This is a genomic window from Paenibacillus sp. 481 (genome assembly GCF_021223605.1).
GTDB lineage: Bacteria > Bacillota > Bacilli > Paenibacillales > Paenibacillaceae > Paenibacillus_B.
The window spans coordinates 5,562,869-5,582,824 of sequence record NZ_CP075175.1; the positions used below are offsets into that span (position 1 = coordinate 5,562,869).

Annotated in this window: 1 protein-coding gene; it reads right to left on the reverse strand. The window is 50.2% G+C overall.

Annotated elements, in window-relative coordinates:
• Nucleotides 1-26: 26 nt before the first annotated feature.
• Complete coding sequence (locus tag KIK04_RS23785) at nt 27-19,943, reverse strand: non-ribosomal peptide synthase/polyketide synthase (protein ID WP_232276256.1); 19,917 nt, start codon at nt 19,941-19,943, stop codon at nt 27-29.
• Nucleotides 19,944-19,956 lie beyond the last annotated feature (13 nt).

The following is a 19,956-nucleotide window of genomic DNA, read 5'->3' on the forward strand; positions in this document are numbered from 1 at the left end:
ACACACACTCGCAAGAGATTCATTTTTTAAAATGAAAATTCAATCGTATCTAGGTTGTTCGGTGCACTCGCTGTATGTTCATTGAACTTGAGCTGACTCAATTGAAGCTCTGAGTTGTCGCAAATTTGCGACAGGACGAGCAAAAAGTCTTTTTGCATTTTCAAAATCATCGCTGGCTTAAACAGCTTCGTGCAATATTGCATGCCGCCCTTAATGGCGCCGTCATCTTCGCTGACGAACAAAGTCAGATCGAATTTAGCGTCTATCTCATGGTCTGACACGTATGGAGATAACGTTAATTCGTCGAACTGAACTGCCCGATCTTCGATATTTTGGAGAACAAACATCGTATCAAACACCGGATTACGGCTTGCATCCCGCTTCACTTGCAATCGCTCGACAAGCTCCTCAAACGGGTAGTCTTGATGTTCAAACGCGCCCAAAGTCGTTTCTTTTACTTCAGCCAAATAGGAGAGGTATGACTTGTCCCCTGCTGGATAATTGCGAATTGCCAAAGTATTGACGAACATCCCGATCAGTGGCTCTACATCTGCATGCGCTCTACCTGCAACTGGCGTACCGACGATAATGTCTTCTTGACCGCTATATTTAGATAACAGCACCGTATAAGCGGACAACAGCACCATATACAATGTGCTTTCTTGCTTAGACGCCAGTTGATTCAACCGCTCTGTCGTCACAGCATCCACTTCAAACTCTAACAGCGCCCCGTCAAAACTACGCACTTCCGGACGGTCATAGTCCGTTGGCAAATCAACAACTGGCAACTGTCCTGCCATTTGCTGCAACCAATACGCTTCCTGACGATTCATCTGCTCGCCAAGGACGTTCGATTGCTGCCACTCCGCATAATCCTTGTACTGGATTTGAAGTGGTGCCAATGTTTCGCCCGCATACAAGCGCCCAAACTCTTCGACCAAGATCGAAATCGAGGCTCCGTCTGAAATGATATGATGCATATCAAACATCAGGATGTAACGCTCGTGCTCACCTGCCAATTCGATTAGACCAACGCGCAGCAGTGGTGCCTGCTCCAGCTGGAATGGACGGACAAAGCGCTGCACGATTTCCTCTGCGGCTTCCGCACTTGCTTGGCTGTATTCAACCGTGAATGGCACGCTTGCATAAATGTGCTGCATCGGTTCGCCATCAACCAAATGGAAGCCCGTACGCAATGCTTCGTGACGTGCAATCAAGGCACGGAAGGCAGCTTCGAATCGCTCCCGATCCAGCGCACCGTTCAAGTTCATCACAACAGGCATATTGTAGCTAAGCTCGGCTCCATCTAACTCGTTCAGCATGTAGAGACGTTTTTGGGCCGAAGACAACACATAGTTGTCTTGTTGGGCCGCTAACGGAATGGCTGTATAGTGCTGCTGTTCCATACCCGCAATCGCGGTAGCCATTTCCTCAATCGTCGGGAAGCGGAACACATCTCTTAATGGCAAGTTAATGTTCATGCCTTTGTACAATTTGCTGACCAACGTAGTCGCACGTAGCGAGTGCCCGCCAAGGTCGAAGAAGTTGTCTTTTACCCCGACGTTCGGCAAGCCGAGCACGTCCTGCCAGATTTGCGCCAGTTGCGCCTCAACAGCCGTCCGCGGTGCCACAAATTCGGCGCCCGTCATGACGTTTCCTTCTGGCTGCGGCAGCGCGTTACGGTCAACCTTGCCGTTCGGCGTCAACGGGATGCGCTCCAGCTGTACATAATAAGCTGGAATCATATAGCCTGGCAGTTCGCGAGCTAACGCACCTCGCAGTTCACTTGCCGACAGCGACCGCTCCGCAACGAAATAAGCGCAGAGCTGCTTTTGTCCAGCCTCATCATCACGCGCGATGACGACCGCTTCTTGCACAGCTTCCAATTTGAGAAGCTGGGATTCCACTTCACCAAGCTCGATACGGAATCCGCGAATTTTGACCTGATGGTCGATGCGGCCTACATATTCAACGTTGCCGTCGTGCAACCAACGAGCCAAGTCGCCTGTCTTGTACATGCGTTCTCCTGGTACAAACGGATTGTCGACAAACTTCTCAGCCGTCAAATCCGGACGTCCCCAATATCCACGTCCTACGCAATCACCTGCGACGTACAATTCTCCGCTTACCCCAATCGGCTGCATCTGGAAGTTGTCATCCACGATGTACAGGCTCGTATTGGCGATCGGCTTACCGATTGGCGGCAGACCCGCGACAATTTCGTCCGGCTTCATCGTAAACGTCGTCACGACATGTGTTTCCGACGGGCCGTAATGATTGTGCAGACTAATTTGCAGTCGCTGTAAGCACTGCTCGGCTTGCGGTGTTACGACAAGCTGTTCACCAGCTGTAATAATATGGCGCACGCAGCTTGGGAACTGCTCCACCCAATCCGCTTCCGTAAAAATAAATTTCAAGAAAGCGACTGGCAAATATAGCACTTCAATGTGATGCTGCTTGATGCACGCGAACAACTGCTGCGGATCTTTACGCACCTCGTTGTTAATCATGTGCAAGCATCCGCCGTACAAGAGCGCGGAGAACATTTCTTGATAGCACACATCAAAGCTGTTAGAAGCGTATTGCAAAATGGAAGCTGGGAACGGAATGCTCGTGCCCGCGAACTGGAACTGCAACAAATTGACCATATTGCGATGTTCCAGCATAACCCCCTTCGGATTGCCCGTCGTGCCTGATGTGTAGATGATGTACAGCAAATGAGACGGATCGTTCCAATTCGGTACATTTGCGCTTGCGCCTGTGAACAAGGAAGCCTGATGAATATCGACTTTGTCCACTTCATCCGGAATTACACTAAACCATTGCGGCTCGGTCAATACAAGCTTCGCGCCGCTGCTATCCAGCATGTAGCGGATACGCGTGTCCGGATACTCCGGATCGATCGGCACGAACGTCCCCGACGATTTCAATACGGCAAGGACAGCGACGACGAGTTCGATGGATCGCTCGATCATAATGCCCACCGGCTGCTCAGCCGTAACGCCTTTGCTACGAAGTACAGCCGCTAACTGATTCGCCTTCGCGTTCAGCTGTGCGTACGTCAGTTGCTCAGCTCCGAACCAGACTGCTGTCGTATCTGGCGTGCGCTCTACCTGTGCTTCGAACAGCTCGTGAATCGTCTGTTCACGTGCATAAGGCGCTGCTGTGGCATTGAACTGGTCTCGAATTTGCACCTGCTCTTGAGCCGTCAGCAAATGGAGTGTCGCAAGACTTATGTGCTGATCAGCAATAATAGCGTCAACCAATTGTTCAAAATGACCAGCCATTCGCTCGATTGTCGCCTGCTTGTACAATCCGGTCGCATATTCGATGCTGCAAATCATTTCCGCGTCTTCTTCGGCGACTTGGAACGTCATGTCGAACTTGGATACGGTATGCTCACTCGCCACATTTTTAAAATGTAGTCCGTCGATGCTCATATCGCCTTGTTCTGTATTTTGCAAAATAAACATCGTGTCGAACACAGGGTTGCGGCTCATATCCCGCGTCACTTGCACGTTGTCTACTAGCTCTTCGAACGGATAATTCTGGTTCTCATAAGCACCTAAGGTCGTTTCTTTCACTTCCTCTAGGTAAGCTTGGAACGACTTATGTCCTGCTGGATAGCTGCGAATCGCCAGCGTGTTGACGAACATCCCGATCAGCGGCTGCACGTTCTCGTGCGTTCTGCCGGCGATCGGCGTCCCGACGATGATGTCTTCCTGTCCGGTATACTTATGCAGCAATGCCGTATACGCTGCCAGCAGCACCATATACACCGTAGCTCCACTGTCGGCAGCTATGCGCCGCAAGGCTTCACTCTTCTCGGCATTTAGTACAAATTGTATGAATGACCCTTCAAAGCTTTGTACTGCTGGTCGCACATAATCGGTCGGCATTTCCAATATTGGAAGTTGACCGCCCAATGCGTTCAACCAGTAGGCTTCCTGTGCTTGCAGCTGTATCTTCTGCGCATCGGATTGCTGCCAGACCGCAAAGTCTTTGTACTGGATGCGAAGCGGCTCCAACTGCTCGCCGCCGTACAGATGGACAAATTCATTTACCAAAATGCCCATCGATGTGCCATCCGAAACAATATGGTGCATATCGAACATGAGCATATGGCGTTCCGGCGCCAGTTCGACCAAGCCAACGCGTAGCAACGGCGGCTGATCCAATTGGAACGCGCGCACGAACTGACGGATCGTTTCTGCGGTAGCTTCCTCGGAGTCTGCACTGGCCTGATCTGCCTTAGATGCTTGACTTGCATCACTTACTTCATTTGCTTCACTTATTTCACTTGCCTGAATATACTGCACCGCAAACGGCACATGCATGTGAACACGCTGCACTGGCTCGCCGTTCACCAGCTCAAAGCCTGTGCGTAGCGTTTCATGACGCTCGATCAGCCCACGGAACGCCGCTTCGAATCGAGCCCGATCCAGAGGACCTTCAAGCATCACTACTCCCGGCATGTTGTAGCTCTCAGCCGCTCCATCCAACTGCTGGAGAATATACATCCGCTTCTGCGCCGACGAGACTGGATACACGTCGCGCTCTTCCACTAACGGAATCGACACATATTCGGTCTGCTCCGTACCGTCCGCAGCAGCTGCTTCAATGTGCTGCGCCATCGCTTCAAGCGTTGGATAACGGAACACATCCCGCAGCGACAAGTTAATGTTTTCTTCTTTGTGCAGCTTACTTACTAAGGTCGTGGCACGCAGTGAATGCCCACCGAGTTCAAAGAAGTTGTCGTGTACGCCGACTTGATCCTGATCAAGTCCGAGTACAGCTTGCCAAATCCGCGCCAATTGCTGTTCCAGCGGCGTTCGTGGCGCAACATAATCGGCTCCCGTCTGCACATGCTCTTCCGGTGCAGGCAGCGCTCTGCGGTCTACTTTACCGTTCGGCGTTAAAGGCATCGTCTCCAGCTGCACATAATAAGACGGCAACATGTAGGCAGGCAGCTCTTGAGCCAAGCTGCTTCTTAACTCACTCGCCGAAAGCAGTCGATCTGCAACATAGTAAGCGCACAATTGCTTGTCTCCCGTTGCCGAAGACCTAGCAACGACAAGCGCTTCCTGCACCGCTTCGACGTTCAGCAAGTGCGTTTCGACCTCGCCTAGCTCGATGCGGTAGCCGCGAATTTTGACTTGGTCGTCGATCCGACCAACGTAATCGATGCTGCCATCTGGCAGCCATCTAGCCAAATCACCCGTGCGGTACAACCGTTCTCCCTGCTTAAACGGATGGTCCACAAATTTCTCGGCTGTCAAATCAGGACGGTTCAAATAGCCTCGTGCCAATCCATCTCCGCCTGTGTACAATTCCCCAACTACGCCGATAGGGAGCGGCTTTTTAGCCCCATCCAACACATACACTTGCGTGTTGTTAATCGGACGACCAATCGGAATCGCTGCTGCCGCCAAATCCTCAACCTTAATGTCGTGGCAGCATGTAAAGGTCGTATTTTCCGTAGGACCGTATCCATTAATGAGTCGTATCCCACTGAACTGCTCCAACACTTTTTTCGCATGCCATTTCGAGACAACGTCGCCACCTACGAGCAACTGCTTCACACCTTGCAAACCTTGCAACTGATGCTCCACCATCACTTGGAACAATCCCGCCGTTAACCATAAAATCGTAACGCCATGTTGCTGAATCGTGTCTGCCCACTCGGCCAAAGATACGTTTCCAGACGGTAAAATTGTTAAGGCTGCTCCGTTCAGCAAGCTTCCCCAAATTTCAAACGTAGCTGCATCAAATGAAATGGTTGAGCCTTGCAAGCATACATCTTGTTCGCGAATATCTACGTAGTTCGTTGACTTGACGAGCCTTACAACCCCGCGATGTGTGACACAGACTCCTTTTGGCACACCTGTCGATCCAGACGTGTAGACGATATACGCTAAATCATCGCCATTCATTTGAGGCACACTCGCTCGACTACTCATTTCGCCTATCACATCGTCTTGCGCAGCTGCGTCCAATAACACAACCTGCACGCCAGCTAACGATTGCACATACGACTGCAAGTCTGCTTGCAAATGCTGCTGCGTCAACAACACCTTAACTTGGGTATCTTCCAGCATCGCCACAATTCGTTCTTGCGGATAGGACGGATCAATCGGTACGTACGCCCCTCCAGCTTTCAAAATGGCCAACAATCCGGTGATCATTTCCAGTGACCGCTCGGCACAAATACCGACCAGTGAACCGACGCCTACACCTGTTTGCTGCAACGAAGAAGCCAGCTTATTCGCCGCATCATTTAACTGTGCATACGTGAGCTGCTCGCTCGCGAACTTGACCGCAACCGCGTCCGGAGTACGCGCCACCTGCTCCTCGAACAGTTGATGAATCGTTTTTTCCCGTGGATAAGGTACCACCGTGTCATTAAACGCATGCACCATCTGCTCCTGTTCAACTGCTGTCGCGAGTTCCAATTCACCTACAGCTATGCGTGGATTGGACACAATTTGTTCCAACACGTTGACTACGTGAGCAGCTAACCGTTCCAGACTCGCCCGCTCATACTGCTGACCATTATAGTCGAAGCGGATGATCAGCTCTTCACCTGGAATGATGATCAGATTGAAGTCGTAGTTCGTTTGCTCTGCTACGATAACGTCAGCAATCATCAGCTCGCTGCCATCACCGTCACCAGCTCCCGCTCCAGCCTGTTCGATTTGCGCTTCCATCGGGTAATTCTCGAACACCATAATGTGATTGAGCAAATCTTGCTTTTGCGCGCTTCGTGCCTGAATCTCATACAACGGGTAGTAATCATACTTACCGGATTCCAGCGCCTGTTCTTGCAGCTGCTCCATCACATCTGCGAAACTGGTTTCGGCAGTGCACGCGACACGAACCGGTATCGTGTTAATGAATAACCCGATCATTTCCTCGATGCCGCCGATTTCCGCCGGTCTGCCTGACACGACGCTGCCAAATACAGCATCACTCGTGCCGTTATATTTTTGCAAAATGATACCCCAAGCCGCTTGCAGCAACGTATTCAACGTCACTTGATGCTGCTTCGCCACGCGGCTTAAGCGCCCGCTCAACGACTTGCTCAAATCGCATACAACGTGCTCCGCAACGTACGAATCACTCTTTCCTTGCGCCTTACCAAGCGGCAGAACCGTCTGCTGGTCATAATCGGCCAAATACCCGCTCCAATACGCAGCCGCTGCTTGTTCATCTTGTTTACCTAACCATTCGATATATTCACTGTATGATGGCACAAGTGATTGATCCGGTTGTTCCTGCTGGACAAAGGCGGAATAAGCCGCGAACAATTGCTGGGTCAGCTGTGGCAAGCACCAACCGTCCATTAGGATATGATGAGAGCTCCAAATGACCTGATAGCTCGCATCTTCTAGACGCACCACCGTGACACGCATCAGCGCATCCCGCTCTAAATCAAATCCTCTATCCTTATCCGCTTGAATAAGCTCGTCCACATAAGCCGAACTTTCCGCGCCTGCTAAATGCCGAACATCTTCAAAGGCAAAGCCAATCGATTTGTTCCGGTACACAATTTGCAATAGCTCTTCTTTCCAACCACTGTAGAAGTTCGTTCGTAAAATGGCATGGCTTTTCGCGAGTTCTTGCAAGCTTTTGACGAATAGATCAACGTCGAGCACACCTTGCAGCATAAAGCGCGTCTGTTCAAAATAAGCACCTGTATGCCGATCCAACGCACTGTGGAACCACATTCCTTTTTGCATCGGCGTTAACGTGTACATATTTTCAATTTCCCCGATATGCTGGGTCTGGTCTGCGATCTGCTCCAGCTCTTCCACACTAAGCCCTGCCAGCAGAACGTCACTTGGCGTCGCTTCAGGTCGCTCTTTTGTGGTGCAATGCGCAATAATGTCTTGAAGATTTGCCAAAAATAATCCAGCCAGCTCCTCCATCGTTTCACGACGGTATTGCTTGCCGCTGTAACTTAAATCGAGCGACAGCGAGCCTTCCGCGATCATGCCGTTAATGTCTAGGATGTACGGCAGCTGCTGGTTGTCACTTACGTCTGAGCCACTTGAAAATGGCGATACAGCAAGCTCATTATTTTGCAAATCTTGATCGAACTGCCCTAAATAGTTAAAGCGAATTTCCGGCTCGTGGCGAACTGCTTGACCGTCCACGCTGCATGCAACGTCGGCATAAGCTTGATCCACCTGCGACAAGTAACGGAAAATGCCATACCCGATACCTTTGTTCGGAATTTGGCGCAAATCTTCTTTCGTCTTTTTAATCTGATAAGACAGGCTGTTGTCTCGTTCCATTTCCAAAATGACCGGATAGAGGCTTGTAAACCAGCCGATCGTACGCGTAATATCGACATTCGGTAAAATGGACTCGCGCCCATGCCCCTCCAAATGAACGAGAATTCGCTCGTGGCCACTCCATTGCTGCACAGCCAACCCAAGTGCCGTTAGCAAGATGTCGTCCATTTCGGTGTTGTATGCACGATGCACCTGCTTCAACAGCTGCTCGGTCTCCTCTTTGCTGCATTGCACGACAACCGATTCACTGTCTCGTTGGAGCGAAGCCGTATTTACGCTATCTTGATCAGCCCCACCTGTGAACTCCGCTGCGGAAAGCTCTGACAACTTATCCTTCGGCAAAGGCTTTGTTTCAAGCTGCGCGATGCGCTGCCAGTACGCTTGCTCTTGCTCCATCGCTGGACTGTGCGCGTACTTCGTCAGCTGTTCTGCCCACAATTGATACGCATCTGTCTTTAATGGCAGACGAATGTCTTTGCCACGCAGCGCTTGTTCGTAGCCGTCCGCTAAATCCTCTAGCAAAATACGCCACGATATGCCGTCAATGACACCGTGATGGACAATGATCAACAAATGATCGCCATCTGCACATTGGAATAAGCCAACTCTGACTAATGGGCCTGCCTGCAAATCGAACTGGCTTTGTAGTTCGTTCGCTTTATGTTCAATCGCCTGCTCACATGCCGTTGCTTCTGTTCCCTTTAAATCGACCACTTCAAGGCTATAGAGCGAACCGTCCTCAACACCACGGTTCCAAGCTGTATATGTGCCTTGCTCGGTCTGGCGGAAGACGGTCCGCAGCGCATCGTGATGGACGACAATGCTTTGCACCGTTTGACGAAGTGCCGTCTCATCAAAGCGATCCGGTCGGAACAACATGACCGATTGGTTGAAATAATGTGCATCTGTAAACTGCTGCTCAAAATACCAGTGCTGGATCGGTGTCAGCGCCACCTCACCTGCTACCTCGCCTTGATCCGCTATTTTGCCAGCTGGCTGCAAATGCGGGCTTAGCTGCGCGATAGTCGGATACTTGAACAGATCGCGAATTTCCAGCTTGTAACCTGCTTGATGCAGTCGCGAAGCAATCTGTATCGACTTAATAGAATCGCCGCCAAGCTCGAAGAAATGATCGCGTACACCGACCCGTTGTACGCCCAATACGGCTTGCCATACCGCTGCCAAAGTGGCTTCCACTTCGGTGCGCGGCGCGACATACTCGGTATCGGAATGCATGCTGCCTTCAGGTGCAGGCAGTGCCTTGCGGTCGATTTTTCCGTTAGCTGATAAAGGCAATTGCTCCAATTGCACGAAATAAGATGGAATCATATAGCTAGGCAGATCTTGTGCTAGCTCTTCTCGCAGCTGATTGACGGTCAGTTCACTGTCCGCTACAAAATACGCACACAGTACCTTTTGCCCGCTATCGTCGTCCCGAGCAACGACGACACTGTCGCGCACGGTAGACACTTTGAGCAGTTGCGCTTCAATTTCGCCCAGCTCAATCCGGTAACCGCGTATTTTAACTTGATGGTCAAATCGGCCCAAGTATTCGATATTCCCATCTGGCATCCATCTGGCCAAATCGCCAGTCCGGTACATGCGCTCACTCGCCGCGAAAGGACCTGAGAACGGAATCGTAACGAATTTTTCAGCCGTCAATTCCGGTCGATTCACGTATCCTCTCGCCAAACCAACGCCTGCGATACACAACTCGCCAGCCACGCCAATTGGCTGTAACTGATTATGGCGGCTAACGATGTACAGCTGCGTGTTATCAATCGGTTTCCCGATCGGTACACTCGTGTACACTTGACCCGGTTCGCAATTGAAATACGACACATCGACGGTCGCTTCAGTCGGCCCGTATAAATTGATTAGTCTCGCGCCGCTAACGGGTGCAACGAGGCGCTGGAACCGTTCAACTTGTGATAAGGTCAATGCCTCACCACTCGCAAACACTTGTCGTAACGAAGACAACTTCGTCTGCAGTTGCACTTGCAATTCCGGCGTTGCTTGCGTCTCGACATATTCCAAAAAGGCATGCAGCATCGACGGTACAAAGTGCATCGTCGTAATGCGCTGCTCGGCGATCGTGTCTGCGATGACGGCAGGATTTTTCTCTCCGCCGACAGGAAGCAAACATACTTTTGAGCCGACAAATGCCCACCAGAACAGCTCCCATACGGAAACGTCAAACGTGATGGCTGTTTTTTGCATAATCGTGTCGTGTTCATCGATCGGATACGATTTGTGCATCCATATCAGGCGGTTAATGACAGAATGATGCTCCACCAGCACGCCCTTCGGTTTGCCTGTCGTTCCCGACGTATAAATGACATAAGCGGCATCCTTCGCATCGTTGACCGACTCGATGTTCGAACCATCCGCATCATAAACGGTATGGTCATCCAAGTTGACGATACGGCCCGCAAATGGCTGTTCATCCATCAGCACATGCTGCTGAATAGATTCCAGCAAATGACCTTGCGTCAGAAGCACCTTCGCTTCCGAATCCTCCAAAATAAAGCGAATCCGCTCCCCTGGGAAATTCGGATCAATCGGTACATAGGCGCCCCCAGCCTTTAAGATCGCCATGATGCCGACCATCATTTCAAGCGAGCGCTCTACCGTGATCGCTACTAACTGATTAGGCTCCACATGCGCGGCTCGCAATGTCCGTGCCAGACGATTCGCTCGTTCGTTCAACTGCGTATACGTTAGCTGTTGATTGTCATACGTAACGGCAACGGCATGCGGTGTCCGTTCTACCTGCTCCTCAAACATGCGATGAATCGTCTTCGTATGCGGATACGGCACTGCCGTATCATTGAATACGTCCAGCAATTCAACCGTTTCTTCGGCTGTAATCAATGCAAGCTGTCCGACCGTCTTGTGCGGGTTAGCCACAACTTGTTCGAGTACATGTATCAAATGCCCCTTTAATCGTTCAATGCTCGCACGCTCAAATACGTGTGTATTAAAGTCGAAGCGAATGACGATATTGTCACCCGGCACGACCATCAGATTAAAGTCAAAGTTCGTCTGCTCGGCAACGGTCACGTCTGCAATCGCCAATTCGCCGCTATCGTTACCACCAGCTTGCTCAATCTGTTCTTCCATCGGGTAGTTTTCAAATACCATAATATGATTGAGCAACTGCTGCTTCTGCGAAGTTAACGCTTGGACGCTATACAGCGGATAATAATCATAGCGCCCCGATTCCAGCGCCTGCTCCTGCAACTTGCCCATGACATCAGCAAAACTTGCCTCCGCAGTAGTCGCGACACGAATCGGAATCGTGTTAATAAACAGCCCGACCATTTCCTCGATACCCGGAATTTCTGCCGGTCTACCTGATACAACACCACCAAATACAACGTCGTCCGTGCCGTTGTATTTTTGCAACATAATGCCCCATACCGCTTGCATCAACGTATTGAGCGTCACCTGATGTTGCTTCGCTACGCGGCTCAACTGCCCACTTAACGAGTTACCTAACTCGCAAATGACCTGCCCGATCGCATACTCTTCCGTCTTCTGCTGCGTCTTCGCCTGCGGCAGCACCGTTTGCTGGTCGTAACCTGCCAAGTATGATCCCCAGTAGTCAGCGGCTGCTTGCTCATCCTGCCGATCCAGCCATTCGATATATTGGCTGTAAGTTGGTACGAATGAACGATCTGTCGCATTCGGTAGCTGGCCTTGTGATCCTTGTGCCTGTGCAGCAACCCATTCCGCGTACGTCTCGAACAATTCTTTAATCAACTGCGGCATGCACCAGCCGTCCATCAAAATATGATGCGAACTCCACAGCACATGATAGCGCTCTGCTTCCGTACGAATGACGGCAACGCGCATTAATGCATCCTGCTCCAAATCGAATCCACGCGCTCTATCTTCTTGAACCAAGTTGGCGAGATGTAGCTGTTGCTCATCTTGGGTGAGCGTCTGCAAATCTTGATACATAAAACCGAGCGGCTTGTCACGATACACGATTTGAATCAATTCTTCTTTCCAGTCACTATAAAAATTCGTTCGCAGCACGGCATGCCGTTTCGCTAACATATTCAAACTGTTTGCAAACAGCTCGACATTGAATTCACCCACGATTGTAAAGCGAGTTTGTTCAAAATAAGCGCCCGATTGCCGATCCATCGTGCTATGGAACCACATGCCTTTTTGCATTGGCGTCAGCATGTACATATTTTCAAGCTCGCCGAGATGACGAGTCTGCTCCGCAATGCGATTCAGTTCAGCCACGCTTAGCCCTTTAAGTAGGACGTCGCTTGGTGTTAATTCAGGACGAGATTTTGCGGTGCAATGTGCAATAATGTCCTGCAAGCTCTGCTGCAAATATTGCGCGAGCTGCTCAATCGTTTCCTTGCGGTACTCCTGTGTGCTGTAGCTTAAATCCAGCGTAAGTGAGCCGTCGGAAATCATACCGTTAATGTCCAACGTATACTGACGATGCTGCTGTTCACTTAAATCGGAGCCGCTTGAATACGGCGAGACGTCTAACTCATTTTGCTGCAAATCTTGATCGAATTGACCTAAATAGTTAAAGCTAATTTCCGGTGTTACCGCCCGCGCACCGTTCCCTACTTGTTCAGGGTCAGCGTCGTTCACATGTGGCGTTAAATAACGATAGACACCATAGCCTACACCTTTGCTCGGAATTTGCCGCAAGTCTTCTTTCACTTTTTTAATGCGATACGATAAATCTTGTCCCGACGCTACATCAAGCAACACCGGATACTCGCTCGTAAACCAGCCGACGGTACGCGAAATGTCGATGTCCGCCATAATCGATTCCCGACCATGACTTTCTAGATTAACGAGTACGTGCTCATTGCCGCTCCATTGTTGTACGGCCATTCCTAATGCTGTTAACAAAATATCATCCATCTCGGTGTTATAAGCCCGGTGGACTTGCTTGAGCAATTGCTCGGTCTCCTGCTCATTCCACTGGACGATGACAGAGTCGCTATGCAGCTGCAACGAGTGAGCGACTTGCTCATCCTTAGGCAAAGGCTGCACATGATCAGAAGCGACTTGAGCGATGCCCTGCCAATATGCACGTTCTTGTTCCATTGCAGCGCTTTGCGTGTATGCAGCAAGCTGTTCGGACCATGTGCGGTACGCATCTGTTTTGAGCGGCAGACGGATGTCTGCGCCGTTCAGCGCTTGCTCATAACCAGCTGCGATATCTTCTAGCAGGATACGCCACGATACGCCATCGACAACACCATGGTGAATGACGAGTAGTAAATGATCGCCGTCTGCGCATTGGAACAATCCGACTTTAACTAACGGGCCTGTCTGCAATTGCATGCTGCGCTGGATGTCATTGGCTCGAGCTGCAACCGCTGGGCCGCACTCTGCTTCTGCTACACCCCTTAAGTCAACAACTTCCAAGCCGTAAAGTTCACCTTCGGTAACGCTCCGATTCCATCCTGTAACTCCCTGCTCAGTCGCTTGGAATACGATCCGCAGCGCATCGTGATGCTCGACCATTTTTTGCAGCACGCTGTGCATAGCCGTTACGGCGAAACCTTCTTTCCGGTACAGCATCACCGACTGATTGTAATGATGCGGGTCGGCAAATTGCTGGGCAAAGAACCAGTGCTGAATCGGAGACAGCGGTACACTTCCATGCACTGCACCCTGATCCGCAATTCTAGCCACAGGCTGAATATGCAAACTGAGCTGTGCGACAGTTGGGTATTTGAACAGATCACGAATTTCTAATTTGTATCCCGCTTGATGCAGACGGGACGACACTTGAATCGATTTAATCGAATCTCCACCGAGTTCAAAGAAATGATCCATGACGCCGATGCGCTCGCCACCCAACACCGCTTGCCACACATCTGCGACTAGCTTCTCCACCTCAGTACGTGGAGCGACATAGGCTGTGCCCGTGTGGACACTACCTTCTGGCGCTGGTAGCCCTTTGCGGTCCACTTTGCCATTCGGTGTTAACGGTAATTTCTCGAGCTGAATAAAGTAAGACGGAATCATATATCCAGGCAACTGCTGTGCCATCGCTTCTCTTAACTCGTTCACCGTTAATTCATTGTCTGCTGTGTAATACGCACACAATACTTTTAGTCCAGCATGCTCTCGTGCGACCACGACTGCTTCGCGGACAGCAGCCACTTTAAGCAACTGCGTTTCAACTTCCCCAATTTCAATCCGATTACCACGAATTTTAACTTGATGATCGATTCTTCCTAGGAATTCGATATTGCCATCCGGCAGCCATTTGGCCAAGTCACCTGTACGGTACATACGCTCGCCTGGCACGAACGGATTGTCCACAAACTTGTCTGCTGTCAGCTCTGGTTGGAGCCAGTAACCGCGCCCTACAGCCGCACCACCGATAAATAGTTCGCCCGCGATGCCGATTGGCTGAAATTTAAAATGTTCATCTAGTACGTACATCGTTACAGCTGGCAGCGGCTTGCCAATCGGCAAACTGCGCAGCGGTTGAACATGGTTGGCACTTTCCGTTCCAGTTGCATTTGCATTTCCAGATCCGGTTGCAGATCCATTTCCAGCTCCAGCTCCAACTCCAGTTCCAGTTCCGAGTGAATCGCGTTCGGTTGCGCTCAGCTCAAAGTAGCTGGCATCAATACACGCCTCTGTGACTCCGTAGCTGTTAACAATTCTCATTTGTGAACCAAAACGCGTCACCAAAGTTTGGAAATCCTTAGTCGGACATTGGTCTGATCCTACGATTAACAGTTCAAGACTACTGATATCCAAGTTCTGCTTAAATACGGTGTCCATTAACGGAATAACGAGTGCTGGCGTCGATTCAAACATTTGGATGCGGTGCTGTTGAATCAGCTTCACCAACTGCTCTGGATTAATCCGCGTCTCTTCCGGACAGAGTATAAGCTCGCCGCCGAACAGTAACGCACGGGCCATATCGCCTGTGAATACATCAAACGAGAAGCTGGCCCATTGCAACCAGCGAACACCTGATTGATTCGCTTGCTGCAATTCATATTCTTGCTTCCAAGCACTTGCCATCGCGGTCAGTTGGCGATGCTCGATCATAACGCCTTTTGGCTGGCCCGTCGTACCTGACGTATAAATGACGTACGATAAGTGGTCAGGCTGACTGAGCGCTTCCACATTTGACCCATCTTCGTGATAGGCTGCTTCATCGTCAATAAAGATCCACGTTCCGTCGAACGGCACACGCGCTTGCAAATGCTGCTGCGTAAGCAGAACTTGTGCCTTTGAATTTTCCAACATATAGACGATACGATCTTCTGGATATTGCGGATCGATTGGCACATAAGCGCCACCCGCTTTCAAAATGGCGATAATGCCCACGATCATATCGAGCGAGCGCTCTGCCATAATGCCGACCAATTGGTCAGGCTGAACACCATGCACACGCAAAGTACGCGCTAACCGATTCGCGCGGTCATTCAATTGTTCGTAGGTGAGCTGTTCGCCCGCAAATACGACCGCCGTCTGATTCGGCGTACGCTCTACCTGCTCTTCAAACAGCTGATGAACCGTCTTGTCACGCGTGTAGTCCGCTGTTGGATCATTAAATACGTACTGAATTTGTGCAGTTTCTTCTTCCGTTAACATGCTTAATGCAGCCAACTTCGCCTCTGGCTCGTTCACAATAGCAGCAATGAGTTGATCGAAATGCTCTGCCATTCGTATGACGGTGTCGCGCTTGTATAAAGCAGTTGCAAACTCGAAGCTACACTCCAGCCCTTCGCTGCCTTCTGCCACGTCTAAGCTCAGATCAAATTTGGACACGTTGTAGTCAACCGAATACGGTTGCATGTACAGTTCATCAAGCTGAAAGTCCTTGCTGTCCGTATTTTGCAGCGCAAACATCGTATCGAACAACGGATTACGGCTTAAATCACGTGTAACTTGCAATTTCTCTACCAATTGCTCAAACGGGTAGTTCTGATGCTCAAACGCCCCTAAAGTCGCTTCCTTCACATCTTCCAAGTAGGCGCGGAACGCTTTTTCTGTCGTCGGATAGTTGCGAATCGCGAGTGTATTAATGAACATTCCGATGAGCGGCTGCACATCGCTGTGCGTTCTACCTGCAAGCGGCGTACCGACGATAATGTCGTCTTGGCCTGTATATTTTTGCAGCAAAATCGTATAGGCCGCTAGCAGAACCATATACAATGTCGTACTGCTCTCTGTTGCAAGTCGACGCAGTTGTTCGCTCTTATTCGCATCGATAACGAATTTGAACGTATCGCCCGTATAACTTTGTACAGCAGGGCGCGCATAATCCGTCGGCATTTCAAGGATAGGCAGCGTGCCACCAAGTGCCTTGAGCCAGTATGCTTCGTTGTGCGCCAACTGTTCCTGCTGCGCTTGCGATTGCTGCCATACCGCATAATCTTTATATTGAATACGCAATGGCGCCAAATCTTCGCGGCTGTAAAGGCGGACAAACTCCTCTACCAAAATACCCATTGAAGTACCATCGGAAATAATATGGTGCATATCAAACATTAAAATATAGCGTTGCGCATCCCGCTGAACGGCCGTATCTACTTCACCAGTGTTACTCGCTGCCCGATCAGCAGCCTGCTCCGTCAATTCAATCAATCCTACACGTAGCAACGGCGGCTGTTCCAAATGAAACGTCCGAATAAAGCGGTGCACCTGCTCATCCGCTTCCGTTGCGCTCGCCTGTATATATTCAACCGCGAAGTCTACGTTGCGATAAATGCGCTGCATAGGCTCGCCGTTCACTAATTCAAAGCCCGTTCGCAGCGTTTCATGGCGTGCGATTAGCGCTTGGAAAGCATACTCGAACCGCTCTTTATCGATCTGCCCTTCCAGCTGCATCACACCTGGCATGTTGTAGCTCTGCTCCGCCCCTTCGAGCTGATGCAGCACATACAGACGCTTTTGCGCAGAGGAAACAGGATAGTAGTCTTGCTCTTCTACAATGGGAATGGCTTCATAGTGATGCTGCGTAGCACCAGCAAGCTGCTCCGCCATCGCTTCAAGCGTAGCGTATTGGAACACCTCACGCAGCGATAAGCTGTAGCCCAGTTCTTTATGCAGCTTACTTACAAGGGTAGAAGCACGCAGAGAATGCCCGCCTATGTCAAAGAAGTTATCTTTGACGCTAACTTTTTCAAGCCCTAGCACCTCTTGCCAAAGGGTTGCCAGCTGCGTTTCAAGCGGTGTGCGCGGTGCAACATACTCGATACCCGCTTGCGCCAACTCCTCAGGAGCAGGCAGTGCTTTACGGTCGATCTTGCCGTTCGATGTGAGCGGTAGTTGCTCCAACTGCACAAAGTACGACGGCATCATATAAGCTGGAAGCTGGTGCGACAATTCGTCGCGCAATTGTGCTGTTGGTACTGTCTGATTTGCAACATAGTACGCACATAGTTGCTTCTCTCCCGTGTGGGTTGCGCTCACAACGACGATTGCCGCCTGAATTGCCTCTATTTTTAATAAAGAAGCTTCGATTTCACCTAACTCAATCCGGTAGCCTCTAATTTTGACTTGGTCGTCCATCCTGCCGACAAACTCGATCGTGCCATCCGGCAGCCATTTCGCTAAATCGCCTGTGCGGTACAACTTCTGTCCTTGCACAAAAGGATGATCGACGAATTTTTCTGCTGTAAGATCTGGACGGTTCAAGTATCCCTGTGCCAAACCATCGCCGCCCGCATACAATTCGCCAACTACGCCTATCGGAAGCAGCTGTTGCTCGTTATCCAGCACGTATACTTGCGTATTGCCGATCGGACGCCCAATCGGAATCGACGAGGTTGCGCCTCGCTCTTCCACATCCGCCATCGTAATGTCGTGGCAGCACGTAAAGGTCGTATTTTCAGACGGTCCATATCCGTTAATAAGCCTTAATTCACGATAGCGTGCCAACACTTTTTGTGCGTGCGTCTTCGACACAACGTCGCCACCGACTAACAACTGCTTGACGCCTTGTAGCTGATCCAACTGATTTTCTACCATCACTTGAAACAGTCCTGCGGTGAGCCACAACACAGTAACACCATGCTGTTGAATCGCACTCGCCCATTCCGCCAACGATAAATTGCCAGGCGGCAAAATAACTAAAGTCGCGCCATTGAGCAAACTTCCCCAAATCTCAAATGTCGCCGCATCGAATGAAATTGTCGAACCTTGCAAAAACACGTCCTGCTCGCAAATATTGACATAGGTTGGTGAAGTGACGAGTCGCACAACGCCACGGTGCGGCACACAAACGCCTTTCGGCGTACCTGTCGACCCCGAAGTGTAGACGATGTATGCTCCTTCATCGCCTGTCATCTCCTGCGTGTGAGTTCCGCTAGTCATTGGCGCTACTGATTCTGGGCCATCCGCACTTAGATTAGTATCAAATGTAGCTTCACTTGCCGAAGCATCATTCAAAATAAGGTATGTTAAATGTTGTCCCGAGCTCTCATTCAGTTGTAACTCCAATTGCTGCTGCAAATGCGCCTGTGTTAACAACACGTTAACTTTTGTGTCTTCAAGCATAGCCGTTATTCGTGCTTGCGGGTAAGACGGATCAATCGGGACATACACCCCGCCCGCTTTAACAATGGCCAACAGACCAATTACCATTTCAAAGGATCGTTCTACACAAATACCTACCAGCGATCCCAGTCCAACACCTTGCTCATTCAACCGAACGGCTAACCGATTTGCCGCCCTATTCAACTGCGCATACGTCAGCTGCTTGTCCTCGAACACAACGGCCACCGCATCCGGTGTTCGCTCTGTTTGTTCTTCGAACAGTTGATGAATCGTCTTCTCACGCGGATACGGAATCGACGTGTCGTTAAATTGATGCAGCAGTTGATGCTGTTCTGATTCAGATAATATGTTCATACGACCAAGCTCAAGCTCTGGCTGGAACAACATCACCGCGAACAGTTGATTCAAATGATTAACGAATTGGGCAATCAATCGGTTGTCATAGCGATTAGCGTCAAAAGATACGCGGATACCGATTTCCTGCGACGGCTTGCATTCGAACTGCAAGTGAAGCTCAGTCGCCACGCTTTGACCCATGTCAACCGTATGTAAATTGGAAAGTGATACGATGGTATTCACAACTGGAACCCCGTTTACATGCTGTAACTGGAGCCGCTCTGTCATTTTGCGAAACGGGATGTTCTGATGGCTTATCGTTTCTGTCAGTGAAGTTTTTAGTGCTGTTAATAACGTTTTGAAGGAGTCGTTAGCGTTGATGTTATGGCTGAGAAGTACGACATTGTTGATCGGCCGCCGCGTTTCTGTCGGCTTTCTTACGATCGGCATCCCGACCATAATCGTCTGTTCACTCGTATATTTATGAAGCATGCATTGCACGCCTGTTAACAAAATCATATAAGTCGCTAAATGGGAACCTTTAGCCAATTGTGTAATGCGATTTGACACGTCCGCAGTCAAGGTGTCTACTAGCGAATCCATGTGTACTGGAGCGTCAGTTGATGCGTAACGATAAGGCAGCACTGTAGGCAGCTGATCAGCATCAAACTGTTCGTTCCAAAATGCGGTTTCTTTTTCAAATGCCAATTTCATCGTCTCCCCTCTCGATCGGGCAAAGCCACTTTCAGCTAGTTGAGACTGTGCTGCTGTGTGTTTGAACGTCATCTCGCGTATCTCG